Source organism: Micromonospora sp. CA-111912, assembly GCF_050948415.1.
Classification (GTDB): Bacteria; Actinomycetota; Actinomycetes; order Mycobacteriales; family Micromonosporaceae; genus Micromonospora.
Genome location: NZ_CP192007.1, coordinates 5,899,690 through 5,916,633, shown reverse-complemented (window position 1 = coordinate 5,916,633; position 16,944 = coordinate 5,899,690). Strand labels below are relative to the sequence as shown.

The following is a 16,944-nucleotide window of genomic DNA, read 5'->3' as shown; positions in this document are numbered from 1 at the left end:
GCCGCGCAGAAACACGGAATTAGTGCCCTTGGACGATGACCGAGGGCACTAATTCCGTGTTTCTGCGGTGGCGGGCGGCGGCAGGACGGTGTCGAGGAAGGTCGCCGTCGTGGCGTGGATGTCGGGGCGGTCCAGGTCCAGGGAGTGGCCGCCGTGGGTCAGCCAGCCGTGTACCGGGTGCCCGGCGGCCAGCAGTGCGGCGGCCAGGCCGACCGACTGGCTCGCCGGCACGGCCGCGTCGGCCGTCCCCTGCACCAACAGCACCGGGACCCCATTGCCGACGTGGGTGGCGACGGTGACGTCCAGGGTGGCCGGGTCATCCGGGGCGGGCCGGCGCCCGAGCAGCCCCGCCCACGGGTCGTCGCCGCCGCGCAGTCGCCGCCAGTCCGTGGCGAGCGGGTCCACCGGCGGCCAGTACGCCAGCGCGCCGGCCACGTCGTCGGGCCGATCCACTCCGCGAAGGGCGAGGTGCAGGGCCAGCATCGCGCCGGCCGAGTCGCCCCCGACCAGCAGCGGTAGGCCGCCCGCCCGGTCCTGGGCCGCCCGCGCTGCCGCCCGTACGTCGTCGAGTTGGGCCGGCCAGCGCGCCTCGGCGACGAACCGGTAGGTGGCCGGGAGCACCCGCAGCCCGTGCCCGGTCAGCGCCGCGCCGTCCTCGCTCGACCGGGCTCGCCAACCACCGCCGTGGATCCAAAGAAGCACCCCGCGTTCCGTCATGCCGCTATGGTGCGGTCGCCGCGCCCCGGGGCGCCAGAGCGCTCGGCCGAGGGCAGAACTGGCCAGCCGTCCGCCGTGGGAGGCGGCGCGCGGCCCTGACATACTCCGGCCCCCAGCAGGGTAAAGTCGCCGGATGCCGGAACTCGTGTACCCGCCCGTGATCACCGCCGCCAAGACGATGTTCCGGGTTCTCGACCTGCGCCTGACCGTCGAGGGCAAGCAGCACGTGCCGCGCACCGGCGGCGCGGTCATGGCCAGCAACCACGTGAGTTACCTGGACTTCATCTTCTGCGGGTACGGGGCGCACGAGTCCCGCCGCCTGGTCCGGTTCATGGCCAAGCACGAGGTGTTCGCGCACAAGATCTCCGGCCCGCTGATGCGCGGCATGAAGCACATCCCGGTGAACCGGCGGGCCGGCGCCGGCTCGTACAGCGCGGCGGTGGACGCGCTGCGCCGCGGCGAGATCGTGGGCGTCTTCCCGGAGGCCACGATCAGCCGGTCGTTCACGGTGAAGGACCTCAAGAACGGGGCGGCCCGGATGGCGCAGGAGGCCGGCGTGCCGCTGCTGCCGGTCGCGCTCTGGGGCACCCAGCGGCTCTGGACGAAGGGCCGGCCGCGCACCCTCACCCGCCGGCACACCCCCATCACCATCCTCGTCGGCGAGCCGATCGACCCGGCCGCGTACCCCGACGCGAATGCGATGAGCGCCGAGCTGAAGACCCGGCTGACCGCCCTGGTCGACCGGGCCCAGCGGGAGTACCCGGACTCGCCGGCCGGCCCCGACGACACCTGGTGGCAGCCGGCGCACCTCGGCGGCACCGCGCCGAGCCTGGAGGAGGCCGCCGCGCTGGACCGGCCCGCCCGGCGTACCCCCGCCGCCTAAGAACGCGGTCGGTAGGGTGCCGGCATGTCGTCCCTGCACCTGGAGAAGATCACGCCGGGCAACGTCGATGCCGCGTGCGACCTGAGGGTACGGCCGGACCAGGAACACCTGGTCGAGCCGGTCGCCCGGTCGTTGGCCGAGGCGTACGCCTGGCCGGATGTCGCCTGGCCCCGGCTCGTCTACGACGGCGACGAGCTGGTCGGCTTCCTGATGGGCTTCTTCCGCATCCCGTGGCGGGAGGACACCCCGACCGACCTGCGGTCCGGGCTGTGGCGGCTGAACATCGCCGCCGAGAAGCAGGGGCGCGGGTACGGGCGCTTCGCCGTCCGGTCCGTGGCCGAGGAGGCACGGCGGCGCGGGGAAACCCGGGTTTACACGACGTGGGAACCGGGCGACGACGGGCCGGAGGAGTTCTACCTGCGGCTCGGGTTCCGGGCGAACGGAGAGCACAGCGGCGGACAGACCGTCGGCGAACTGGACCTGGCCGCGTTCCTCGCCGTCACCTGATGGTCGGGCGGCTCCGGCCCGGCGTGGATCGGGCAGGGCTTCTCATCCCGTTGTCCCGCCGGCCGGACGACGGTGTGGCCGCCCTGTACAGGATGATGGTGCCGTGAGAGTCGCGATCAGATTCCGTCACGGCGGTCCCGAACGGGGACTGGCGGAGGCGGTCGTGCTGCGCCGGGCGCTGAAGGAGTCGTTCGGGCGGATCGTGATCGACGGCCTCGACGAGGTCGACATCTTCCTCACCCTGGGCGGATCGATCACGAGCGCCGAGGGCGACGGCGGGGTGCACAATCTCCGGTACTCGGCCGTCCGGCGGCGGCTCACCGTCAACGTCGTCGTACCGGCCTCGGAGATCGAGCGTGACTCGACGGCCGGGGCGCTCGCCCCGTACCTCGACGTGCTGGCCCGCCGCATCGCCGAGCGGTGCGCGCCCCGGGACTGCGCCGCCGTCTCCCAGGCGGTGGCCGGGGCGTGCCGAGAGGCGCTCGCGGCGATCGCCGGGGGCGAACCGTTCGGCCCGCACGGCGACTGAGCCCACCTGGCGCTGCGGCCGTCACATCTGATGCCCGGGGCAGGCGCGGAGAGCCCTCTTATGCGGTGGGGCAGCGGGCGCGACGAGATCGATCAGATACCTGTCGACCGCGCTGATGGTGCACGGGGTTCGCTGGTACGAACCGTGTCCCCAACCCTCGTAGGTGAGTAGCCGGCCGTGCTTCCCAAGCTGTTGTGAGACATTCGTTGCCCACTCGTGTCCGGTGCGTGGATGCAGTGCGTTGAGCAGGTCATTCAGACCCCTGATCACCTGCGCGAGGCCCGTCCAGTTCGACCCGTTGAGCATGCCGAGCGGGAGCGCGGCGATGTCGAACGCGGTGCTCGGCGCGTGCTCGCCACCGCGTGGCCTGGACCGCGAGCCACGGCTACTTGCCCATGGATGGGCGATCCGGCGGGAGCGCCGCAGGCTCGGGAAAACTCGTTGTGCTCTTGACCGCAGCTCTGCTGGAGTGCTGGCACGCTTCCAACATCGAATGGAGCAACACATGCTCCCTGGAAATCTTGTGTGGTTGCGGCCGATGGAGCCGGACGACGCAGAAGCCTTGTGGCGCTGGAACAACGACCCAGAGGTCATGCGCTGGCTGGACGATGGATACCCCGAGTCCCTGGCTCAGGTGACTGCACGGTGCGAGCAGCGTGAGCGGAACTCGTACGATCAGGTGCTCTTCGGAATCGAGACGCTGACGGAGAAGCGGCTGATTGGCCTTGTGAAGCTCGGCGATGCGACGCCCGAGACGGGCGAGGCCGAGTTGGACATCTACATCGGCGAGAAGGACTGCTGGGGACGCGGTTACGGCACCGAAGCTACTCGTTTGATCTGTCGATACGGATTCGACAAGATGCGCCTGCACCGCATCACGCTATGGGTCGCGGACGAGAACGCTCGGGCCATCCACTTATACAAGAAGGTCGGCTTCGTCGAAGAGGTAGGGCTCGTGAATCGTTCCGCCGCGATGGCAGGTGGCACGACATGGTCATGATGGGGCTACTGGAAGGCGAGCTTCGCACCAAGTGAGGACGTATCAGAGGATCTCCTCGTCCGAGGGAGCTGGTAGCCCTTGTGGTGCCTGGCGAGGTGATCCGCCCGGCTGATCTCTGAGGATGGCCGGGGTTCTTCGGGGCGGAGCCCCGCGGTCTTCGCGGTCTTGTGCTCCGTCGGCGTGGTCGGCCGGCCCCGGCCGATGCCGGCCGAAGGGTCGCCAGCAGGCCGGGGCCGGGGCAAGGGTGCGGCCCCTAGCCCCTCGCTGTCGGTACGCGGAGTGATCCGCTGGGGAGTCTCATGGTCTCGCCACGTTGTCGCTTGACGACTGAATGGCAGTGGTTTTCCCGGGATTGAGTCTATTTAGAACGGTCTATGGCCTTTGGGGAAGGCGTGGCGTTTGGGTGCCGGGTCGTCGCAAGCGGGTCTGCGGGCCATGGGCAGGTGGCTGGGCGAGATGTGGAGCGCCCCCGGTCGTGACCGACCGAGGCCGTTCACTGGGCATGCAACACACAATCCTGACGACGGTCATCATGATCACCGCATAGTGGCATTGTTGGTCGGGAGCAATGGCCGGTGGCTGGCTGGCCGGGACGCGGCGGCACCATCGCCGTCGTGCGAGCCATCGTCGCGGTAGTCCCTGCCTACGCCGCCCCCCGGTCGTGATCTCGGGACGTGGATCGGGCAAACTGTTCCGATGGCCGTCGCAATCATCGCTGCGAGCGCGAGCATTGTCGTCGCAGTGCTTGCCTTCGTCCTCAATCAGTATGGGCAGGCTCGGCAGGAGCGGCGCCAGGCTCGCCTGGCGCGAGTCAACAGTCAGCTCCGGGAGCTTTACGGACCGTTGAACGCCATGGTGGATGCGAACGAGCGAATCTGGGAGGCGTTGCGCGAGACTGAGCTGCCGGGGGCGGCCGACCGAGGCCCTTACGCCGGCACCGCAGGCTGGCGTCGGTGGCGGGACGAAGTGCTGCAGCCGGCCAATCGGCGCATGCGCGACCTCATCTTCGCTCATGCCGACCTGGTGGTGGAGGTCGAAGTCCCGCAGCCCCTGCGGGACTTCTGCGCGCATGTGGCAGCTCAGGAGATTGTACGCGCTGCGGAAGGCGAAGGTACTCGGGAGCGGTCCCTCGTCGGCCACCCCGGCGATGCCTACGTCTCCTATGTTCGCCTCACGTTCCTCGCCCTCAAAGACGAACAGGCGCGTCTCCTGCGTCGGACGGCATAACCTCTTCATGTCTGGTAGCGCAATAGCCATTACGGGGTTTTTGGGAGATATGGCACTACGTCAACCGAATTCCAGCTATGCAACCTTCGGCTTCAAAGGCCGCTGCTATGCGTTCCGCTTCTTCGCGGCTGACGTTGTCTAGGACAGCTGCCGGGGCTGATTCAACCAGATCTTTAGCTTCTTTAAGGCCAATTCCAGTCACCTGGCGGGCTATTCTGATTGCCTGGATCTTATTCTTTGCATAGCTCTCTAGGACAACAGAGTACGCGTCCTGAGGGCGAACTCTTAGTAGTTCCCGTACTCCTTCAAGAACTTCTCGTAGCACATCATCGGTGTCGCGTATCTCCGGGGCGATACTTGATTCTGGACTCTTGGATATTGCGTCTACGGCAGCCGAAAACTCGACCCAACTTCGATGGAACGCCTTCTGTAGTCGACCGGCACTAAGCGGTGTGGCGCATGTCTCGTTTATGGACGATATAAGTCTGAGCATGTCTTCACTATCTGTGGAAATTGTGGCCTGAAATTGGGCTATGGGTCCGGTTACGTCGGCCGGTTCGATGTTGAGGAGTATCGGACGGACCCGGGCCTCGGTGAGGGATTTAGCCAATGCGCCCGCCTCGAAGTTGAGCCACGGAGAGGCCATGTTCTCGGCGGTAACGCAAATTATTCCTTGGCTGCCTTTCTGTAGCCTGGTTCCGATTTCGGCGAGCCAGCGCTGACCTTTGGCTATGTCTTCCGTGGACATCCACGGGTTCACCTGCTGGATAACTTCCGGCAGCCAATCACGAAGAGCTCGGGCTAACTGGTTGCTCCTCGATCCCGACCAGCTGATAAAAACTTCCATTGCATCCTCAGGAATCCATTCGCGTACTCTGACAAATATCGCTGAGTAATAATAGGCGGCCCAGCGTTGCGGAGCAACACCCTTCGGATTTGACCTAAGCTTAGCGATGGAGTCGATCATTAGGTAGAGGGCTGAACCATCCCCCGTATCTCCGCGAGCATGGCCGTGAGCTGGGCAAATAAATACGGAGATGCGGGAGTCGTGTCCCAAGGTGCCGACGGGGTGGCGTCCGTGGGCGCGGTCCAGCGTGGCCGAGAGGACGAGGAGCAATGGTCGGAGCGCTTTCGCGGCAGCGGTGCAGGCTCGCGTAGAACGACTCGAAGGTTTCGGCGTCGAGCCTGCCGACCGGCAGCCTGCCGAGCACCGGCCGTACGGCCTGTTCAGCTTGTTCTTCGTAGCCCATGCGGGTGGTCGGCTCGATCCCGGCGACTTCAAGCCACCGGTGGAGTAGCTGGTTCAGGGTGGCGCGGGTGCGCGGGCTGCGCTTCTCATCGACCTGGTTGAGGAAGCAGGTTCCGTACCTTCTCCGCTTCTCGCTCGGCAGTCCGACCGGCCGGGACCGTATTCGGTGAGGTAGTGCCGCTTGCCGGTGAGTGGGTCGACGCCCGCGTAGACCTTTACGCGGAGTGATCCGCTGGGGAGCTTCATGATCTCGCCAAGTTGCCGCTTGACGCGTGCCAGGGGGCCGACAGTAGCTCGATGGCTCCACGAATAGCTCCACGGGAGCCGCCCGGCTGAGAGAAAGTGCTGTGCGCCTGGCAGGATTCGAACCTGCGGCCTTGGGATTAGAAGTGGTATTCACGTATCGGTCTCTAGTTTCAGTGGTTGCTCTAGCTGCGCAGACTGCTTCCCTGGCGCGCCTGACTTTCCATGGTGGCCGGCATTTCGCACCACAAATAGCTCCACGGCTGGCCTGGTTGACGGGTTCGAGGCGCAGTAACGCTCTGTGAACTGGCCGTTGGTTGGTGCTGGTTCGGGCTGCTTGGTGTCGGCTGGGTGTCCGCGATGTCGGGACACGCGATGTCGGGTGTCGATGCCGTCAAACTTTCTGTACGTCTTCAAGGCGGCCCGCGCCGCCGAACGCTCGCGCCGCCGAACGCGGGCCGGGCCGATGGCCCGCCGCCGCGCCTCTGGCCTTCGGCCGCCAGCGTGTCGGTTGCAGCCTGCCGGCGACGCCGAACCTGACGAAGCCCCGGTCCGCTGATGACGGCAGGTTCCGGGGCTTTGGCATCTGGTAGCGCTAGCAGGGGACCGAATGTGTGGCGACCGCGGTTCCTCCGCATCGGGACAAGTGCAAAGAGCAGGCGCTCCGGCTTCGGGAGGGGTCCCGCCTACCGACGACTCAGGCGGAGCCGAGCGGGCCAGGGCCAGGGTGCCAAGGTCGTTCGTCACGTAGGGCGCTCCACCTTGGCACCCTGGCCCTGGCCCGCTCCACGGGGTGTGGGTCGACGGCAGACGGGACGGTGAGAGCATCAAGAGATCAGGTTAACGAATACGCCGATCGGAATGGTCGAGACGGTCGCCAAGATGGTTACGAGCCTTCTTGTACCTGATGATTCAGAGCCTTCGGCGGAGATCTCGAAGGGAGGAAGAAGCCAACCCATGAATCTCTCCGAGAGTCTGGAAACTGTCGCCGCGAAGAGAACGCCACAACACGCAACGACGCTCCACCAGGCGTAATTACCACCTCCCAACGCGATCGCAATCGCAGCGAAAGGCGCTGCGACAAGCAGAACGAATATAGCTGGTGCCAGCCTGGAGGCAAGAGCCCATGTGGGGACACCCTTCTCCATTTCGTCGCAGATGCGAGCGAACGAGGATCGAGCCCAGCCGGTGGACGTTGATGTGACCGAGACTTCGGCCCCGGTTGACCGGTGGTAACGTCCTTTGCCCAACCGAATGTAAACGCCGTCGCGGACCTCATCGGATAGAGAGCGATACAAGGAGTCAGGGCCCCGCATGCCGTCGCTACGAAAGACGATGCCCAGCGTGCTGCGCCGGTCCAGCTCGGCTAACACCTCGTCAACATTTCCGAACACCTCTTCGTAACGGTCAAATACGGTCACCTCAACGCAATCCTTGACGTTAAGGTTGGTCAAACGCTCGACCTCCTGGGCGGCGCGCTGAAAGTCGTAAAATCTAGAGTCATTCAGAACGCCGCGTACGAGAGTATTGCGTTGTAGCAAGCGGAGAGCCTCGAGTTGCGCCTCCGGTCCCTCCGGAAGCTTGCCCGACTGGACTTCCTGCGTAAGCCGATCGGCCTCTCGTGCCGACTGAAAGACTTCTGGTGGAACTGCCGCCTCCGCCGCATCCCGTGCTTCTCGAGCGCTTTCAAGCAATTCCTTTCGGCGCTCGTCCACGACTTGTAGGACGACCTTCCCAAGCGCTTGGAGGGAGTTCATATCCCCCGACCAGCAGCGCCAAGATCTTGAGCGTGAAGTCTTTCTTTCGTTTGCCACGCTTGCGCCTCTCGTATCTCTTAGCAGCCCTGAAGGCTGCAGATGATAGTACGGCAATGCGGAGGTATGGCGCACGGCGCAGCTGTCAATGTGATCGATAGATTGCCCTTCAGGGCGGTTTGGGCAGCTTTGCCACTGCCGGAACTGTGTCTAATGGGCGACGAAGGATAAAGCTCTGGTCCATACGGCACCCCCAACCGGGACCGGGAACACCGAAGCCCTACCCCTGGCCCAAGATCAGGCCGTATCCAGGCCGTCGAAGGGGAGCTAATGGTGGCCATCGTCGACCACCTATGGCAGACGTGCCGCCAGGTCGGCGGCGGTCTCGTCCGGTTTGGTCGACTACGCCCCCGGGCTAGATCAATACCGCTGGAAGTGGCAGTCATCCGACAGGCAGGAGATCTTCACGTTCTGTGTTTGCGTCGGCACTCTTCGCGCTCATGGCATCTCGCGGCAAGTCAAAGCTGTGGCGGTACTGGGGCTACGGCGTCCCGGCTGTGCTCCTCCTGTCTCTCGGTAGCAGCTCATTCGGACCCGGCATCTACGCCGTTCTCGTCGGACTCTTACTCTTCTTCGTCCTGTTCCAGGCGCCGGTTTACTACGGTGCGATCAACCGGAAGCGTGGCGGCGTAGTTGAGTTCTGCCGCAACAACTCGGCTGGTCTGGTGCTGGGCTGCCATCTCCGCCAGCACAAGTGGCAGAAGTTCGGACGCGACTGGTGGTCTCTGGGGTAGAGCGAGAAGACCAGGGGAATCTGGACTGGAGCCCAGGCGAAGCTAGCAACCCTGAGCTTCGTCATCGGTACCGTCACCGGTGTCATCGGTGTCTTTAAGTAGCCCGGCGCTGCCGACGGTGCCGAGCAGTGCAGCAGCGAAGTACAGCAACCCACGACACTATGCCGAACCACAGTGACCACCACCAGCCCGGCGATCAGCGGCAGCCGAACGAGACCGCGTTGCCGATCTCTGGGGTCAAAGAGTCGTAGCCGGCGAGCAGGTAGCCACAGCCAGCCGACGGCCGGGTGCTGGTCTAAATGGTGAGAATGGCAGAAACCCCGACCAGGCGAGGTTTCTGCCATTGCGGCCATTTGGACCAGCGGGTTACGCGGGTCTGCGGCCTGCTGTTGCGGGTAGGGCATGGACGGTGCCGGTGGTCTGGTGTACGTCGGGGTGGACGAGGAACGCGGGCGACGGTGGCCGTCCGGCTCCGGTGCGGGCTGGTGGGTCGAGTCGGCGCACGTACCCGTGGATTTCCAGTAGGGACAGGACGGGGTCGAGGTCGGCGGCGGTGGGGATCTGGCTGCGGACGGCCCGGTACAGCTCCTTCTTGGCGAAGGTCGCCGATCCGGTGCGTTCGATCCAGGCGAGTACGAGGCGGGCAAACCGGGTGCTCTTGTCGGTGCCCATGTCATCGAAGGCGGCCAGGGCGTGAGCGGCGAAGTACTCGCCGAGCAGGGCGGCCCGCTCGATGGTCTCAGCCGTGACGGGTTTGCCCCAGCCGTCGCGCAGGTGTTCGGCGAGGTGGATCAGCCCGGCGAGGCGCACTACGGCCCCGGTGTACTTGCTGCCCCAGTCCACGACATGCCCCCACGCGCCACCCGGGGCGAGGCGTGGCTCAACAACGCGTTCGATGTCCAGTACCCGTTCGTTGGCGTCGGGGGTGAGCGGGAGTACGGCGGGGTCGGTCCATTCGGCGAGAGTGGCGACCAGGGTGCCGAGGTTGGCGGCGTAGGCCGTGGCGATGGGTTCGGGTACCGGGTCGGCACCGATCTTCCGGCGGCCGACGGTGTTTTCGGGCAGGCTGAACAGGATCCGGGCCAGCAGTCCTTTGCCTCGGAAGCCGGGCATGTCGGCGATGTCGCGCAGCACGTCGGGTTGTACGGCCAGGCCGAGGGTGAGCGCGGGGTGTTCCACGTGCTCGGGGGCACGGGAGCGTCGGTTGACGCGCAGCATGTCCCCAGCGTGACCCTTGAGGAAGACCTCCAGGTTGGGGGTGCCGGAGTAGCGGCCGGCGATGGTGGCGAAGACGCCGCCTTCCGGGGACAGGACGGCGAGGCGTCCGCCCTGCTCGGCGAGCAGGGATGCGGCTTCCTCGCTGGTGACATCGTCGGCGACCAGTTGCGGCAGGACGGGGACGGTGACGGCGTCGGCGTTCATCGCGGCGGCGGTCGCTTCGGCGAGCAGGGTGTCCCGGCCGGAGGTGTCGGCGTTCGCGGCGGCAATGGCGGCTTTCTCCGCCGTTTTTCCGGCGACGCGCGCGGCAAGCTCGGCTTCCACGATCGCCGGTTTGGTCCGCTCGACAAGGGCCTTCTCCGCGGCGAGCAGTGGTCCGGTCATGGCGGCGAAGACGGCTGACTTGCGGGAGCCGGGCGGCAACACGACGACGGTGAACAGGTTTGTCGGTTCGCGCCAGGAACCGCGTACCTCCACTTCGGCGCGGCCCCCGGCAGCGGTCGACAGGGCGGCCAGGGCGATGCAACCGGCGAGGTCTACGGGGGTTTGGGTGAACTCGGCGACGGCGTAGACGTGCTCGGCGACCCACTCGGGCAGCACGTAGGCGGGGAATTCGGGGAGGTGTCGGCGGTCGCCGAGCGGGATCAGCGGCGTCCACTGGGTGCCGGTGGCGGCGTGGTCGAGCATCGCGCGGCCGGTGGCGAGGATGTCGGCGACATCCGTGCCTTGGTCGGCTTTCTCGGCGAAGTAGACGCCGAGGTCGGCGACCTGGCGGCGGCGGGCGTGGTCGGCGACGATCCGGGCGTAGTGGCCTGCGTTTGCGGTGGTGGGCACGGCGGCGATCAGGGTGTGCAGGTACGGGGCACCGCCGACCTTGGCCAGGTCCCCGGTTGCAGCGAGGCGGGCGGCCAGGGCGATCGGGTCGACCGGTTCGCCGGCGGCGTGCATCGCGCAGAGCGTTTCCCACAGCCGGGAGTGAGCGGGCCGGTGGAAGTCGGCCGGGGCGAGCATCGAGGCGAGGTCGGCGACGACGGACGGGTTGAGCAGCGCAGCGCCGATCACGGCCTGCTCGGCGGCGTGGTCGTGTGCGGGCGGTCGGGTCACGATGACGTGCTCCTGTCGTGAGTCGGGAAAGGCAAGTCAGGCGGCGGCGCGGCCGGGGCGCGGCCGGCGGATCGCTGCGGCGCGGGTCACCAGGTCGCGCAGGCCGGCGAGCAGGGTGCCGAGCTGGCGGCGGGCGGCCGGGTCGACGTCGGCCAGGGCGACCCGTACGCGGATCTCCGCGTGTTCGCGGCCGTCGCTTGCCCGAACGCGGACGAGGACGGCCCGTGCGTGGCCGGGCAGGTCGACCAAGATTCCTTCGGAGCGGTGTTCGCCGAGGTTGCAGCGGTGGTCCCGGCCGCACCACGCGGTGTGGCCGGTGGTCCGCCGGTTCATCGGGTCGCCTCGGTACGCAAGCGGTGGAAGTAGTTGTAGATGCGTCGTCCGGTGCGGAGCCGGTGGCCTCGGTCGCAGCGGCGGCAGCTACGCGGGCGGTGGAGGATACGGGTAGTGGTGTGGCCGGTTCCGGAGCACCGCCGGCACCGAAGGAAGGGGCTGACCCAGCACAGCCCGGCGTAACCGAGCGTGACCAGTGCGGCGGCGGTGATGATGGCGATAGCGAGGGTGAGCAGGGGGTCCACAAGTGCCTCCGGGGCCGGTTTTTGGGCGTGAGCGGCCGTGAGCTGCTATCCGCTAGAGGGCAGCTCATGATTCGGTTGGGGTGCTAGCGGGGGTGCTAGCGCTAGCAGGTGGGGCCGCTAGCGCTAGCACCCTCCGGGCGGTTAGCCGGCGGACCGCTTCCGGTCACGCTCCGCGATCGCCTTGAGAAGGTCGGTGTGTTTGATGCCGCGCCGGGTGGTCGGCTTGCCGTCGATGCGCCGGCCCACGTCGCCGACCTTGATCAGGGGGTGGGGCTTGAGTGCGGTGGTGAGCTGCGCGGCTTCCCACCTGTCGTAGACCTCGGGTCGTAGCTCGGTCAGCAGCGCGCACAGCGTCTCGTTCCAGGCGGCCTTGTCGTCGCCGGGCCACACGCGGGCCAGGTCGCCGAGCACGTCCGCCATTGGGGCGATGTCGCGGGTCTGCTCGTCGGGCTTGGGTAGCGTCCCGGCGGTGGTGCGTAGGGTGACGGCGCGGGCGACGATGCGGGCGGCGGCGGTGGTGTCGACGTAGAACGAGCGGACCGCCGACGCTTTCGGGCCGAAGCCGCGCAGGATGCCCCACCCGGCTTCGTCGACCGGCTGAAACACGGTGGCCCGGTGGCCGTTCTTGTAGGCCGAGGTGCCAAGGATCATGTCGTTGGCCGTCTGGTCGGCGACGCTGAGGCAGAACCGGGAGTTGACGTTGCGGGTGATGCCGGTCGGCAGGCTGTCCTTGTCGGGGATCTGAGTGCCGATCATGATGATCACGCCCAGGGCGCGGCCGAGCTTGATGACCTTCTCCAGGATCTCCCCGGCGTCCTTGCCGTACTTGCTGGTCATCAGCTCTTGCAACTCATCGAACCACGCCACCAGCGGGTGAAGGCCGGACCCTTTGAGGCTGGCCAGTTCCGGGGTGACCTTGTTCTCGGGTGCCTTGCCCATCCGGGCGTAGTGCTCGATGCGCTTAGAGCGGCGGCGGCATTCCTCGTACAGCCACTCCACGAACCCGAAGCACCGGGCCAAGGTGTCGTCGTCGAAGCCGTTGCCGTACTCGGCCATGACCGGCTCCAACACGGCGAAGTCCCCGACGCCCTTGAGTTCGTAGCCCCGGATCTCGGTACGCGCGTCGAGGGCGGCAGCCAGGATCAGATCGCGTAGCGCGAACGTCTTCCCGCTGCCGGGTTGACCGCCGAACAGGAAGTTGCGGAACATCAGGTCAACGGTCACGGTGTCCAGGCGGGGGGTGGTGGCGAACGGGAACGCCTTGAACACGTCCACCTTGGCCGAGGGGGACAGCAGCGGCCAGGCGGGTTGCTTCATCTGCGACGCCGGTTCGTAGCCGACCCACAGGGCCAGGCGGCCGGTGTGTCCCGGGGCGGGTTCGGGCCACACCTGATCCAGCGGCAGCCGCATCGCCGATGCGAGTTTGCCCCGCCGGGCGACCACCTCGGCGGCTTCCACCCCGTACGGCAGGTCGACTACCGCGAGGTGGCCGGGGCCGTCGCGGTGGATGTCCATCGGGAAGCTGATCGCCTTCGGGTCCTTGGCAACCGCTGAGTTGATGGCGGCCAGTTGCAGGGAGGTGAGCGCCCGCCGCACCAGGTCGGCGGTGAGCTTGCGGTACCGGGTGCCCTCACTGACCCGGTCGGTGAGCGGCTTGTCTGCCGGCCGTCCCCGGGTGGCCAGGAACGGCACGACCACGGCTGCCGCCGCCCACCGCCACCAGGACGGCCCGGCGGCGAGGACGATGACGCCGGTTCCGGTGCCGGCCGTGCCGGCGGCGAGCACCCACCACCGCCACACGGACTGGCGCTGCCGGCGGGCGTCGAGCTTGAGCCAGGTGTCGGCGTCACCACGGGACGCGGCGGCCTGCCGCAGGTGCCAGTTCCCTTCCTCCGCGGACGCCCACCGCAACGCCTGCCCGATCCCGCGCACCATGCCGATCGGTGCCCACGCGAGGGCCTTCACCGCGTACTTCGGCAACCGAACGCCGTGGTAGGCGGTCACGTAGCCGACGTCCTTGCTCTGATGCTTGACGGCGGCCCGGAGCGCACGGCCGGAGCGCGCCCATTCGGCCAGGATCGGCCGCCGTTCCCGCTGCCGGGCCACCACCTCGGCGGGGATGTCCTCGGCCATGTCGACCGGCCCGCCGAGCCGGCCCGGTCCGTCGTCGACGCTCTCGGCGTCGGTGTCGTCGTTCAGGTCGCTTCTGTCACCGGGCGGGGTGATCGAAGCGTGTCGGCGGGCGCGGGCGTCGTCCAGGTCGACCACCTCGGCGGCCGGGCCGCCGGTCACGTCGGCTTCGTCGGCTTCGGCGGCTTGCCAGTCGAACTCATCTCGGGGGGAGGTCATGATGGGGGTTCCTCCAACAGGTCTCACGGGATCGGTGGGGGGCCGGCGGCGCGGCACGGTTCCTAGGCCATGGGCCGCGCCGCCGGGCAGGGCTACGTGTCGGTTGCGCCGCAGCAGCGGCACGTCTTACCTCGGTGGACGGGGGCGGTCAGACCTCCCACATGGCCCCGCACTGGGTGCAGACCATGTACTTCTTGCCGTTCGCGTAGGTGTAGTGGAAGGCGGGGTGTGCGCAGCTCGCCATGTCGTCGGTCCTCTCGGGTTGTGCCGTCCAGTCGGTCTGGCGGCCTCCGCGTGGGCATCCGGTGATGGGCGGATGCCCCACGGGGGCGGTCAGACCGCGCAGAACAGGGCGGCGACGAACAACCAGGCGTAGTGCCAGGACTGATCGAGGGCGTAGGCCCCGGTACCCAAGCTCGGGTTGTCGTCGTGGCCGGGCCGGGGCGCGCCGAGGGCGTAGAAGCGGGCCGAGCCGAGGGCGGCGGCGATGCGCTTGAGCGGGGTGCGCCGGTCGGCGATGTAGTGCGTGACCGCCGAGACAGCCAGCCCGACCGTGACGCCGGACGGGTCGAGGCGTAGGCCGGTGCCGGCGATCAGGAACAGCAGGGCCAGGCCGGCGGTGGCGGTGTAGGTGGTGACGTGGGCGGCGCAGGCGATACGGCCGGCCCATCCGGGCTGGCCCTTGCAGTCGGCCTGGTGCTGGGTCTGCACCCAGTGGTCGGCGACCTGGTGGGCGACGTAGAGGGCGACGAACACGGCAGCGAACGCGGCGGCGCGGGTGCCGGTCGGATCTGCGAACATGGGTGTCTCTCCTGAGATTCCGTGAGGGTCGAGGGGTGAGGGCCGGCGGCGCGGCGCAGGTTTCCAGGCCGTGAGGCCGCGCCGCCGGGCATAGCTAGTCGTGGGTGCGCACCAGGTGCGCCAGAGCGGCGCCCATGCCGAGCACGGCGACCGGGAGGCAGGCGACGGCGGTGGTGATCCACCACGGGGCCGACGTGATGCCGGCGGCGACGAGCAGGTGGTAGGCGACCTGGCCGAGCGCGCCGACCAGCAGCGAGGCGATGGCTGACCACTTGGCGAATCGGCGGGCCAGGTCCGGCACGGGGCCGGACAGCCAGATGTAGAGGGCGTACGCGCCGTAGGTCTCGACGCCGATCGGCAGGGTGATGGCCGAGTTGATGGAGAAGCTGTCCCAAATTCCTGGCAGCGGGTGGACCTGGCCGAACCCGGTGAGTCCGCCGAGGCCGACCCACCCGGACCAGATCGCCACGAACGCGGGCAGTGCCAGCAGCACCACCGGCCACGCCACCGCCCGCCCGTTGTCCCTCGAGTCGGTCGGGATCGCCTCGGTGGTGATGTTGGTGCCCAGGTCTACGAAGGGTGCTGCCTGCTCCGACACGACCGGCGGGGTGTCGTCGGTGGCCGACGGCAGGTCCGGCAGCGGGTCCGGGTCTGGGGTGGTGTCGGCCGGGTCGGTGGCGGGCTCGGTAGCGGGCGGCGGGGTGTCGGTGTGGGTGAGGGCGGCGAGAATCGCGTCTGCCTTCGGACCGCCCACCCGAAGCTCCTTCTTGAGGCGGTTGCGCGATGGGATCTCGCCGATCCGGTCGGCCAGGTCGCGGGCGGCGGGGATCAGGTCTTCGACCGGCCGGGGGAAGGCCGACAGCGTGGGGGCGGTCATGAAAGGTGTCCCTCCGATTCGTCGGTGCCGTAGATGAGCGAGAACAGGGCTTGTTGCAGGGCAAGTAGGTCCGGGCCGCATCCGTCGTACGGCTCGGTCATCGACGGGTAGCCGTGCGCGGCGAGGACCTCAGCCACGTCCAGCGCCAGGCCGAACGTGAAGCGGGAGTCCGCGACGGGGCGGGGGATCGGGAATCGACGGCTCACGGTGGCCACCGCCTACGCGGCCCGGCCGGCGGCCGAGCGAACGGCGAGCAGGGCACGCGCTTCCCGCAGCACCCGACGCTGCGCCCGACGAAGCCGCTGCCAGTCCAACTCGGTCGGGCCGGCGTCGCCGGTCAGCACGATGATCTGCGCGTCGAGCAACAGAACCTCGGCCTCGATCAGCGGCAACTCCTGCTCGATCTGGGCGAGGTCAGCCCCGTTTGGCTCGATCTCGGGGGAGTGGTTCGACTCAGTCACTTCGTGTCCCTTCTGACTGTTCCGGCGCTCTTAAATGTGCGCCTCTGTTGCGCAACAAGGTAGCGATACGCGGGTCTGTTGCGCAAGGGGGTAGCGGTATGTTGGTCCGATGAGTGATGCGCGAGATGAGCTGTCAGCAGCTACGAAGCGGTACCGGCGTACCGAAGCCGCTCATGAGGCCGCACGCGAAGCGGTGGTTGCGGCGGTGGTTGCGGCGCTCCGAGGTGGCGTCGGCCCGACTGAGGTCGAGCGGCTGTCGCCGTTCAGCGGTGCCTACGTCCGGAAGCTCGCTCGGGAGCACAGCGTCCCGCCTGCTCCGCCGGGGCCGAAGCGGGTCGCTTCCTAGCGGTCATCCAGCGGGCCGCAGCGTGTAGTTGCTGGCGTCCACCAGGCCGTACGTCAGTGCGGACGCCTCCATGTCGTCGATGGCGCGCGCCGGGATCACGAAGCGACCACGGACCTTGATGGCGGGGAACTGGCCGGCGTGGATCGCCCGGTAGAGGGTCACCTCCGACATACCGAGGATCGCTGCGGTGTCGGCGACCGACCGGAACCGAGGGCGATCGTTCTTGGCGGCGAGGGGTTTAGCCACGGGAGTCTCCTCAGTAGTCTGTGGTTGGCGTTCCGTTCGGCTTGCTGAGACTCAGTGAAGT

Annotated in this window: 17 protein-coding genes and 1 pseudogene; 5 read left to right on the top strand and 13 right to left on the bottom strand. The window is 67.7% G+C overall.

Features of this window, described 5'->3' with window-relative positions; genetic code table 11:
- Positions 1–48: 48 nt before the first annotated feature.
- Positions 49–717 (bottom strand): alpha/beta hydrolase, encoded by a 669-nt coding sequence (locus tag ACQPZO_RS24735; protein ID WP_433344329.1) that lies wholly within the window; start codon positions 715–717, stop codon positions 49–51.
- A gap of 133 nt (positions 718–850) precedes the next feature.
- On the opposite strand from ACQPZO_RS24735, the gene ACQPZO_RS24730 reads away from it, so the two are divergent.
- The 3 genes from ACQPZO_RS24730 (at position 851) to ACQPZO_RS24720 (ending at position 2,636) form a co-directional block, all read left to right on the top strand.
- Positions 851–1,600 (top strand): lysophospholipid acyltransferase family protein, encoded by a 750-nt coding sequence (locus ACQPZO_RS24730; RefSeq protein WP_433344327.1) that lies wholly within the window; start codon positions 851–853, stop codon positions 1,598–1,600.
- A 24-nt stretch (positions 1,601–1,624) separates the two neighbouring features.
- Positions 1,625–2,107: a GNAT family N-acetyltransferase gene (locus tag ACQPZO_RS24725; protein ID WP_433344325.1), complete on the top strand. Its 483-nt coding sequence runs from the start codon at positions 1,625–1,627 to the stop codon at positions 2,105–2,107.
- Between the two features lie 103 nt (positions 2,108–2,210).
- Positions 2,211–2,636 carry an Imm12 family immunity protein gene (locus ACQPZO_RS24720; RefSeq protein ID WP_433344323.1) on the top strand — a complete coding sequence of 142 codons (426 nt, stop codon included), beginning with the start codon at positions 2,211–2,213 and terminating at the stop codon, positions 2,634–2,636.
- Between the two features lie 21 nt (positions 2,637–2,657).
- Here the strand turns inward: ACQPZO_RS24720 and ACQPZO_RS24715 are convergent, their stop codons facing one another.
- Positions 2,658–2,942 carry an alpha/beta hydrolase gene (locus tag ACQPZO_RS24715; RefSeq protein WP_433344321.1) on the bottom strand — a complete coding sequence of 95 codons (285 nt, stop codon included), beginning with the start codon at positions 2,940–2,942 and terminating at the stop codon, positions 2,658–2,660.
- Positions 2,943–3,174: 232 nt separating this feature from the next.
- Between ACQPZO_RS24715 and ACQPZO_RS24710 the strand changes: the two genes are divergently transcribed.
- Together ACQPZO_RS24710 and ACQPZO_RS24705 are read left to right on the top strand one after the other, a co-directional pair.
- A complete protein-coding gene (locus tag ACQPZO_RS24710; protein ID WP_433344320.1) occupies positions 3,175–3,636 on the top strand; it encodes a GNAT family N-acetyltransferase in 462 nt (153 codons plus the stop codon).
- 696 nt (positions 3,637–4,332) lie between these two features.
- Positions 4,333–4,863, top strand: coding sequence for a hypothetical protein (locus ACQPZO_RS24705; protein ID WP_433344318.1), 531 nt, complete (start codon positions 4,333–4,335; stop codon positions 4,861–4,863).
- A 55-nt stretch (positions 4,864–4,918) separates the two neighbouring features.
- On the opposite strand, the gene ACQPZO_RS24700 is transcribed toward ACQPZO_RS24705, so the two are convergent.
- The 11 genes and pseudogenes from ACQPZO_RS24700 to ACQPZO_RS24650 all read right to left on the bottom strand — a co-directional run bounded on the left by ACQPZO_RS24700 (position 4,919) and on the right by ACQPZO_RS24650 (position 16,883).
- Positions 4,919–5,830, bottom strand: a complete 912-nt coding sequence (locus tag ACQPZO_RS24700) for a ribosomal protein L7/L12 (protein ID WP_433344316.1) — start codon at positions 5,828–5,830, stop codon at positions 4,919–4,921.
- Positions 5,831–5,993: 163 nt separating this feature from the next.
- Positions 5,994–6,358 (bottom strand): annotated as a pseudogene (locus tag ACQPZO_RS24695) (site-specific integrase); the annotation flags it as partial.
- Positions 6,359–7,182: 824 nt separating this feature from the next.
- A complete protein-coding gene (locus ACQPZO_RS24690; protein WP_433344314.1) occupies positions 7,183–8,070 on the bottom strand; it encodes a hypothetical protein in 888 nt (295 codons plus the stop codon).
- A gap of 1,199 nt (positions 8,071–9,269) precedes the next feature.
- Positions 9,270–11,225: a DUF3987 domain-containing protein gene (locus tag ACQPZO_RS24685; RefSeq protein WP_433344313.1), complete on the bottom strand. Its 1,956-nt coding sequence runs from the start codon at positions 11,223–11,225 to the stop codon at positions 9,270–9,272.
- Between the two features lie 36 nt (positions 11,226–11,261).
- A complete protein-coding gene (locus ACQPZO_RS24680) occupies positions 11,262–11,558 on the bottom strand; it encodes a hypothetical protein (protein WP_433344311.1) in 297 nt (98 codons plus the stop codon).
- 386 nt (positions 11,559–11,944) lie between these two features.
- Positions 11,945–14,152, bottom strand: coding sequence for a cell division protein FtsK (locus ACQPZO_RS24675; protein WP_433344309.1), 2,208 nt, complete (start codon positions 14,150–14,152; stop codon positions 11,945–11,947).
- Positions 14,153–14,485: 333 nt separating this feature from the next.
- Entirely contained in the window at positions 14,486–14,953 is a 468-nt protein-coding gene (locus tag ACQPZO_RS24670) for a DUF3307 domain-containing protein (protein ID WP_433344307.1), read from the bottom strand.
- Positions 14,954–15,047: 94 nt separating this feature from the next.
- Positions 15,048–15,830, bottom strand: coding sequence for an ABC transporter permease (locus ACQPZO_RS24665; RefSeq protein ID WP_433344306.1), 783 nt, complete (start codon positions 15,828–15,830; stop codon positions 15,048–15,050).
- Positions 15,827–16,036, bottom strand: a complete 210-nt coding sequence (locus ACQPZO_RS24660; protein WP_433344304.1) for a hypothetical protein — start codon at positions 16,034–16,036, stop codon at positions 15,827–15,829. The genes ACQPZO_RS24665 and ACQPZO_RS24660 overlap by 4 nt, the downstream gene beginning before the upstream one ends.
- A 12-nt stretch (positions 16,037–16,048) precedes the next feature.
- On the bottom strand, positions 16,049–16,291 hold the full coding sequence (locus ACQPZO_RS24655; protein ID WP_433344303.1) for a DUF6284 family protein: 243 nt from the start codon (positions 16,289–16,291) through the stop codon (positions 16,049–16,051).
- Between the two features lie 349 nt (positions 16,292–16,640).
- Positions 16,641–16,883 (bottom strand): helix-turn-helix domain-containing protein, encoded by a 243-nt coding sequence (locus ACQPZO_RS24650; RefSeq protein ID WP_433344301.1) that lies wholly within the window; start codon positions 16,881–16,883, stop codon positions 16,641–16,643.
- Between the last annotated feature and the right edge of the window lie 61 nt (positions 16,884–16,944).

What these genes read in the sequence shown, in the direction of transcription:
- ACQPZO_RS24735 (WP_433344329.1), bottom strand. Translation starts at nt 717, where the DNA reads ATGACGGAACGCGGGGTGCTTCTTTGGATCCACGGCGGTGGTTGGCGA.
- ACQPZO_RS24730 (WP_433344327.1), top strand. Translation starts at nt 851, where the DNA reads ATGCCGGAACTCGTGTACCCGCCCGTGATCACCGCCGCCAAGACGATG.
- ACQPZO_RS24725 (WP_433344325.1), top strand. Translation starts at nt 1,625, where the DNA reads ATGTCGTCCCTGCACCTGGAGAAGATCACGCCGGGCAACGTCGATGCC.
- ACQPZO_RS24715 (WP_433344321.1), bottom strand. Translation starts at nt 2,942, where the DNA reads ATGCTCAACGGGTCGAACTGGACGGGCCTCGCGCAGGTGATCAGGGGT.
- ACQPZO_RS24710 (WP_433344320.1), top strand. Translation starts at nt 3,175, where the DNA reads ATGGAGCCGGACGACGCAGAAGCCTTGTGGCGCTGGAACAACGACCCA.
- ACQPZO_RS24705 (WP_433344318.1), top strand. Translation starts at nt 4,333, where the DNA reads ATGGCCGTCGCAATCATCGCTGCGAGCGCGAGCATTGTCGTCGCAGTG.
- ACQPZO_RS24700 (WP_433344316.1), bottom strand. Translation starts at nt 5,830, where the DNA reads ATGATCGACTCCATCGCTAAGCTTAGGTCAAATCCGAAGGGTGTTGCT.
- ACQPZO_RS24680 (WP_433344311.1), bottom strand. Translation starts at nt 11,558, where the DNA reads ATGAACCGGCGGACCACCGGCCACACCGCGTGGTGCGGCCGGGACCAC.
- ACQPZO_RS24675 (WP_433344309.1), bottom strand. Translation starts at nt 14,152, where the DNA reads ATGACCTCCCCCCGAGATGAGTTCGACTGGCAAGCCGCCGAAGCCGAC.
- ACQPZO_RS24670 (WP_433344307.1), bottom strand. Translation starts at nt 14,953, where the DNA reads ATGTTCGCAGATCCGACCGGCACCCGCGCCGCCGCGTTCGCTGCCGTG.
- ACQPZO_RS24665 (WP_433344306.1), bottom strand. Translation starts at nt 15,830, where the DNA reads ATGACCGCCCCCACGCTGTCGGCCTTCCCCCGGCCGGTCGAAGACCTG.